7 protein-coding genes and 1 pseudogene are annotated in these 5,850 nt (G+C 51.1%); 5 read left to right on the top strand and 3 right to left on the bottom strand.

Annotation, left to right across the window (positions count from 1 at the left end):
- Both ACT3R4_RS18135 and ACT3R4_RS18130 read left to right on the top strand, forming a co-directional pair.
- Positions 1 to 438, top strand: a pseudogene (locus ACT3R4_RS18135) (LysE family translocator); the annotation flags it as partial.
- Positions 439 to 662: 224 nt separating this feature from the next.
- Positions 663 to 1,265 carry a YqaA family protein gene (locus tag ACT3R4_RS18130; protein ID WP_172118227.1) on the top strand — a complete coding sequence of 201 codons (603 nt, stop codon included), beginning with the start codon at positions 663 to 665 and terminating at the stop codon, positions 1,263 to 1,265.
- A 36-nt stretch (positions 1,266 to 1,301) separates the two neighbouring features.
- Here the strand turns inward: ACT3R4_RS18130 and ACT3R4_RS18125 are convergent, their stop codons facing one another.
- On the bottom strand, positions 1,302 to 1,619 hold the full coding sequence (locus ACT3R4_RS18125; protein ID WP_441680236.1) for an antibiotic biosynthesis monooxygenase family protein: 318 nt from the start codon (positions 1,617 to 1,619) through the stop codon (positions 1,302 to 1,304).
- A 317-nt stretch (positions 1,620 to 1,936) separates the two neighbouring features.
- On the opposite strand from ACT3R4_RS18125, the gene ACT3R4_RS18120 reads away from it, so the two are divergent.
- From ACT3R4_RS18120 to ACT3R4_RS18110, 3 genes are all read left to right on the top strand, one after another.
- Complete coding sequence (locus ACT3R4_RS18120) at positions 1,937 to 2,740, top strand: helix-turn-helix domain-containing protein (RefSeq protein WP_441680238.1); 804 nt, start codon at positions 1,937 to 1,939, stop codon at positions 2,738 to 2,740.
- A gap of 50 nt (positions 2,741 to 2,790) precedes the next feature.
- Positions 2,791 to 3,246, top strand: a complete 456-nt coding sequence (locus tag ACT3R4_RS18115) for a carboxymuconolactone decarboxylase family protein (RefSeq protein ID WP_441680239.1) — start codon at positions 2,791 to 2,793, stop codon at positions 3,244 to 3,246.
- Positions 3,247 to 3,382: 136 nt separating this feature from the next.
- Entirely contained in the window at positions 3,383 to 4,168 is a 786-nt protein-coding gene (locus ACT3R4_RS18110; protein ID WP_441680243.1) for a class I SAM-dependent DNA methyltransferase, read from the top strand.
- On the opposite strand, the gene ACT3R4_RS18105 is transcribed toward ACT3R4_RS18110, so the two are convergent.
- Positions 4,169 to 4,573, bottom strand: a complete 405-nt coding sequence (locus tag ACT3R4_RS18105; protein WP_172118231.1) for a DUF4019 domain-containing protein — start codon at positions 4,571 to 4,573, stop codon at positions 4,169 to 4,171.
- A gap of 202 nt (positions 4,574 to 4,775) precedes the next feature.
- On the bottom strand, positions 4,776 to 5,819 hold the full coding sequence (locus ACT3R4_RS18100) for a linear amide C-N hydrolase (protein WP_441680241.1): 1,044 nt from the start codon (positions 5,817 to 5,819) through the stop codon (positions 4,776 to 4,778).
- Positions 5,820 to 5,850: the final 31 nt, after the last annotated feature.

Here is a 5,850-nt window from a genome sequence, read left to right as displayed (position 1 = left end):
CTAGGGTTTATAGCGCTGTTTCTAGGAATTGGTGCAGGGCTTTACGCTTTGCTCACCACCGTGCCTCTACTTGAAGTGTTACTTCGTTGGGCCGGAGTAGCGTTTCTGCTTTACCTAAGTGTCAGGTTAGCAATGGATGACGGCAAGTTGTCTGTGCAAGCAACCACCAAACCGCCTGGTTTTATGACAGGTGCGCTCATGCAATGGCTAAACCCCAAAGCATGGATTGCATCGGCTTCTGGCATTGGCGCTTATACAACGGGTAACGACCCGGCTCAAATAGCCATGTTCGCGGCGCTTTACCTGCCTATTTGCTGGTTATCGTTAGCCAGCTGGGTTTACGCGGGGGCTTTCTTAAAGCGCTATATTCAAACGCCTCGATTGTTAGTCGCTATTAATCGACTGCTTGCAGCGTTATTGGCTGCTAGCTGCCTATTTTGCGAAGCTCTATATACGGCATTTTTGGGTCACGCCAAAAAACAGGAGCTGCGAAAGGAGAAGAGTGTGGGGGCATCTGTTATATCTCAGCCAATAAGAGAAGTGATGAAGAGCAAAATGCCCCTACCGCCTGCGTGTCGCCACCTCACCACTCGCGCTAGACAATACCATGGGACTGACCCAGTATGTACCGCCGTATTAGTCCGCCGATGTAGACCCCATCCATGGCCATTATCTCAAAAAGTCCTAAAGTGTGGTTCGAGCGCATTAACGGCTCAAAGAATATGCTATGGCTATTGGGCATGTTCTCATTTCTTGAAACCATTATTTTACCCATTCCCATTGAGCTAATACTCATCCCGCTCATGGCAGCCAACAAGCAGCGGATCTGGCTTTTGGCTACCATCACTACATTGGGCTGTCTGATCGCCTCCCTGGTGGGCTACAGCGTAGGCTTGCTGTTATTTACGTCGGTAGGCACATGGTTTATCAACGTCACCGGTATGCAGGAGAGCTTTCAGGCGTTTCAACTGTTTTTTAATCAATACGGTTTCGCTGCCATTATAGCCATGGGTATCCTGCCTATCCCCTTTCCGATAGCCATGATAACGGCGGGCATTTCGGGCTACCCTGTCTTGCTGTTCTTGCTGGCGGCATTAATTGCTCGTGGCCTTCGCTACTATGGCTTAGCCTGGCTGGTTTATCGCTTCGGTAATCGAGTGCTGTTGCTATGGAAGCGCCATGCGTTGTTTACCAGCTTGATAGGCGGCGTAATAGTGCTGTTGATTGCTCTGGGGCTACAAGCACTCACGCGCTTGATGATGTAACTGACATAAAGCAGAAGACCAGGGAAGTAGTATCCGCTAGATACCGTAATCCCGCTCGACCTTGGCAATCCGAGTTTTAAAGTGCTGATACCACTGCTGATGCCCAAGCCGCTGCGCTTCTTTATGTTCGGCATGCGCCTTCCACGCTTTAATCGAGGCCAAGTCAGCCCAGTAGGAAACCGTAACCCCCACCTCATTTCGAGCCGATTCAACGCCTAAAAAACCTGGCTGCTGCATGGCTAACTCAACCATACGCTCCGCCATGTCATCATAGCCATCCTCAATACCCGTGCGCACAGAGGTGAAAATAACAGCGTAATACGGGGGCTCTGGAGTCGTTGCGATAAGGGCCATGAAGTTCTCTTGATCTGAAAACGGTTTTAAAAAGCATACCGTAGGCGAAGCAGTAGACTCCATAGCTAATTATTGGTGTTTACTCATCAAATCAATATCGTTGCGCGTGAGATGGTGCTTTACCTACGGCACAGCGGGCAAGAGCCCCAGCTTGGCGCTTGGTTTGAAGGGCACAACCACGTGAATTGATGATTAAACAGTTCATTGCGAAGTGAGAACTTCACTGTCCAAGCATAGCCACTTTCCCAGCCCCTGTGTTTAGGCTTTAATACAGCTTATGCGATGAAGTCCATTCATCAACAAAGCAGGTTGTCGCCATGGCCCACTTTATTCTGCCCGGTAACGCCGTTCATTTGAATTTCCAGCAGCGCCTGCCCGACACCAACCTTCGCACATGGGTGCAATGCCTTTGGTCGATGGGCGGGCAAAGCCCCCTTGTGCATCCCATCGTAGAAAAGCTTTATCCCGATGCAGGCGCCAGCCTCACCATTCACCTTGGAAGCTCTCTTCCCATCGTCACGCTCTGCTTTAACAGACACATGCTGCTTGAGACGTTTGATACGTCCACCCCCCGGATGGGCATTCGGTTTAAACCGGCCAGTATGTATAGCCTCCTGGGCTTAGCCCCGGAACAGTGTATAGACGCGCATCTTTGCTTGGGCGATGACATAAAACCCTCCTGGATGGACAGTTTAATGCCAGTGGTGGAGCGCCTTTATCAGCTTGATGCACCCAAAGGATTAGCCCTGCTTGAAACATGGCTTCTGGGTTTACTCAAAAGTCGACTAACGAGTAAAAGCCCTGTGCCAGGAATCATCCAGGCGATTAACCAGTTACAACTCCCACCGGAGCAGTTAGCTGCCAATATTGGGTTAACCCGACGCACCCTGGAACGTCGATTAAAACGTGAAGTCGGTGTCTCGCCAGGCGCGTTGGTGACGTATGCTCGCCTCCACCGAGCGCGACGGTGCTTACTTGAAGCTGACCGGCCGCTATCAGAAATAGCGCTCCACTGTGGCTACTATGATCAGCCACACTTTACCCACGCCTTCCAATCTTTTACCAACGAAACACCCGCCTCTTACCGCCAGCGCAAGTTGTCGCAAATTTACAAGGCGTAGTACGCACACCTTTATAAGCTGAGACCTCATCAATCAACGAGGTCACTGCCATGTCTCAGCGTATTTCTCGACAAGCCGTTTACAAGCTAACCCCTCGCCTTGCTAAACATTTGGTGCCTCTGGGCGAAGTAGTGGCTAATAGCGCGGTAACGCCTACCATCATCCACCTCGTTCAGCTACGCGTTTCCCAGATCAACCAGTGCTGCTTCTGCCAGCATATGCATACTCAGGAAGCCCGAGACGACGGCGAGCATCAGGTAAGGCTGGATGTACTGCCTGCCTGGCGGGAAGCCCCCTGCTTCAATAAACAGGAACGTGCAGCCCTTGAGTGGGCCGAAGCGCTTACCTTAATCAGCCAACAGTCTGTTAGCGACAGCGTCTACCAGAATGCTCTGGCCGCCTTTGGTGAGCAGGACCTTCTTGAGCTGACCACGGTGGTTCTAGCCATTAATAGCTGGAACCGGGTGGCGGTAAGTATGCAGTTTGTGCCTGACATCTCGCTATAAACCGAAAAAGACATCGCAAGCCTGTGCGACGGCCTGCGATGTCTTGATCAAAATCCCCTTCCGCACGGCTGGCTTCTAAAAGCCACTCCACTCGTTTACTATGCGCCACCCTCACTCCCAAGCTACCCAGGCCGCCATGTCCTTTAACGCACTCTATACCGACCTTTCTGGCTATTACGATGTGATGTGCGAAGACATCGACTACCGGGCGCAAAGCAACGCCGTGCAAAGGCTTCACCAAATTTTTGGTAACGGTGGCAACCTTCACCTCGATGTCGCGTGTGGTACCGGGCCTCATGTTCGCCATTTTATTGATAATGGCTACGTGAGCAGCGGCCTGGACATTAACCAGCCCATGCTGGATATTGCCGCCACACGTTGCCCCGAGGCCCAGTTTACGTGTCAGGACATGGGCAACTTCCAGGTAAGCGACCCGCAGGATTTGATTACCTGTTTTTTATATTCGATTCACTACAGCGACGGAATTGAAAAGCTCAAAGCGTGTATTGAAAGTGCGCACAGCGCCTTAATGAGTGGCGGGGTTTTCTGCTTCAACGCAGTCGATAAAGATAAAATCGATAACAATCTGTTTGTGAGCCACACCGTTAAAAAAGCCGACGATGCCTTCACGTTTCGTTCCGGGTGGCATTACAGCGGTAGCGGTGAAAAACAGGCCCTCAAACTTAGTATTGCAAAAACCAACGCGTGCGATACCCAAGTATGGAACGACGAGCACCCCATGGTCGCGGTTAGTTTTGCCGAGCTAATTACGCTGCTTGAGCCCTACTTTGAAGTGCACGTATTCGAGCACAACTTTGAAGCTATCACGCCGTGGAACACCACTTCGGGGAACGCCATTTTTGCCTGCGTGAAGATTCAACACCCCACGGTTGTAGCAACGGGGCAATCCACTTGTTGCTGATCAGTTCACATAGTACCCACTTACTTTCCAAACGCCGTCTTCAAAGTGCGGCGTAATGGTTTCGGTAATATCAGACTTGTTGGCAAAACGCGTTTGATAGATGAACTTTTTGTAATCATTTTTGGGAGCGCCGGGCATAGAGGTTTGCGTGATGACGCGTGTGCGGCGTCTTGCCTCCACCGACCCGAAGTCACGACGCGCTGCGCTAATGATCCGCTCCAGCATACTGGGCGAAAGCGGACTCTTAAGAAGCGGTGATGACTCCTCCCAAGCCAGCTCATACTCGCCACTATCGATTGCATCAAGCCATGCCAGCGCCGCGGCCTCAGCCGCATCGGTGTTCGCTTGAGCATAAGGTGCCAGCAGTAGCAGGGCTGTAATGAAACAGATCACGATTTTTGGCATGGATAACTCTAGGCAGCGATCAGTAAATAGGTGTGCTTAATTTAATATCGGTACCAGCCGCCATTACTTTAGTATTAATCACAACAATCGAACAAGCCAACCTCAGTTTTTCTATCCCTTGGCTTTATTAAGTAAGAGAAAGCCCCCTGCGCCAACCGCGACACAGGGGGCTATTTCATGCGCTAACTAGCCTTAGCGCACCTTACAGGCCAGCAAACTCAAAGGGCTCGGCGTCCTCAAACGCGTTGACCGTATTGCCTGCATAAACACTGTTATTCTTGAGGCTCAGTTTGCGAACAGGCGCGCCCTCAGTAAAGTCGGCATCCTTCATATCCACCCAAAACGTGTTAGGCGTAAGTGCCGTCTCGAAATAATAAACAAGGTGTTTCTGATCAGATACCGCTCTCCACCTGGTGGAAGAAATATTCGGCTCCTCTGCTGATGAGATGCCGAAAGGAACAGACGCATTGCGAATCACGCTAAAGGCACTGCCAACAGCGACTCTTGTATCGCTCGTTTTAGGGATGGCATCCATGTAGAACGACGCTCTGACAAATCGATCCGCGGCACGGTTTGTGCCAGGCAGCATGACCAAGCCACCGATCTGTCTCCAATAGTCGTCCAGCGAAAGTTGCTGCTCGAAGGTGGGCGAGTTTGTCACCACGTTGTATGACATATCGTGATGAATAGTGAGCTTACCGTCGATATACTCAAATATTGCGTTATCACCCTTGGCATCTGAAATTGACAGATGCAGAGTAGCAAATCGAGCGGTGCCCGGTATTTCAGCAGAGACGACCACAAAAGGCTCATCGCGCAGCGCCTCCACCGCCTCATCAACGGTCGCAAAATTGTCCAAAACATACTGGACCCATGCAGCCACGGAAAGCCCCTGGTCATCCGGCCCAAAGTCAGGATACTCTGCCTCAGCAAGCCATAGCAGGTTAGCCACCAAGCCTTTTTCGTTCATGCCATCGGTGCTTGCGATATCAAACGCGCTGGTAACGACACTTCCATACTGGGATGTCCAAGTGACGGAGTTGGGTCCAGCCGCACCATCACGCTCCATTCCCTTTGGAAACAACCAGATATTGGGATGTATTTCGTCCCTCCAATCCATGGAGCGCGCCGTAATGATCATATCATCAGGGCCCTGATATACCGCGCGCGTGCATGCATCCGCTGTGATGGCCACGAACAAGGCACACATGCTTGCCGCTAGCGTTAATTTTTTTTTGATTCTCATGGTGGTTTCCTTTCATTTACAAAGGTTATAG

It is taken from the genome of Halomonas sp. AOP7-E1-9 (genome assembly GCF_052376035.1).
GTDB classification, from domain to species: Bacteria; Pseudomonadota; Gammaproteobacteria; order Pseudomonadales; family Halomonadaceae; genus Vreelandella; species Vreelandella citrativorans.
This window is presented reverse-complemented; position numbering and strand designations above follow the sequence as displayed.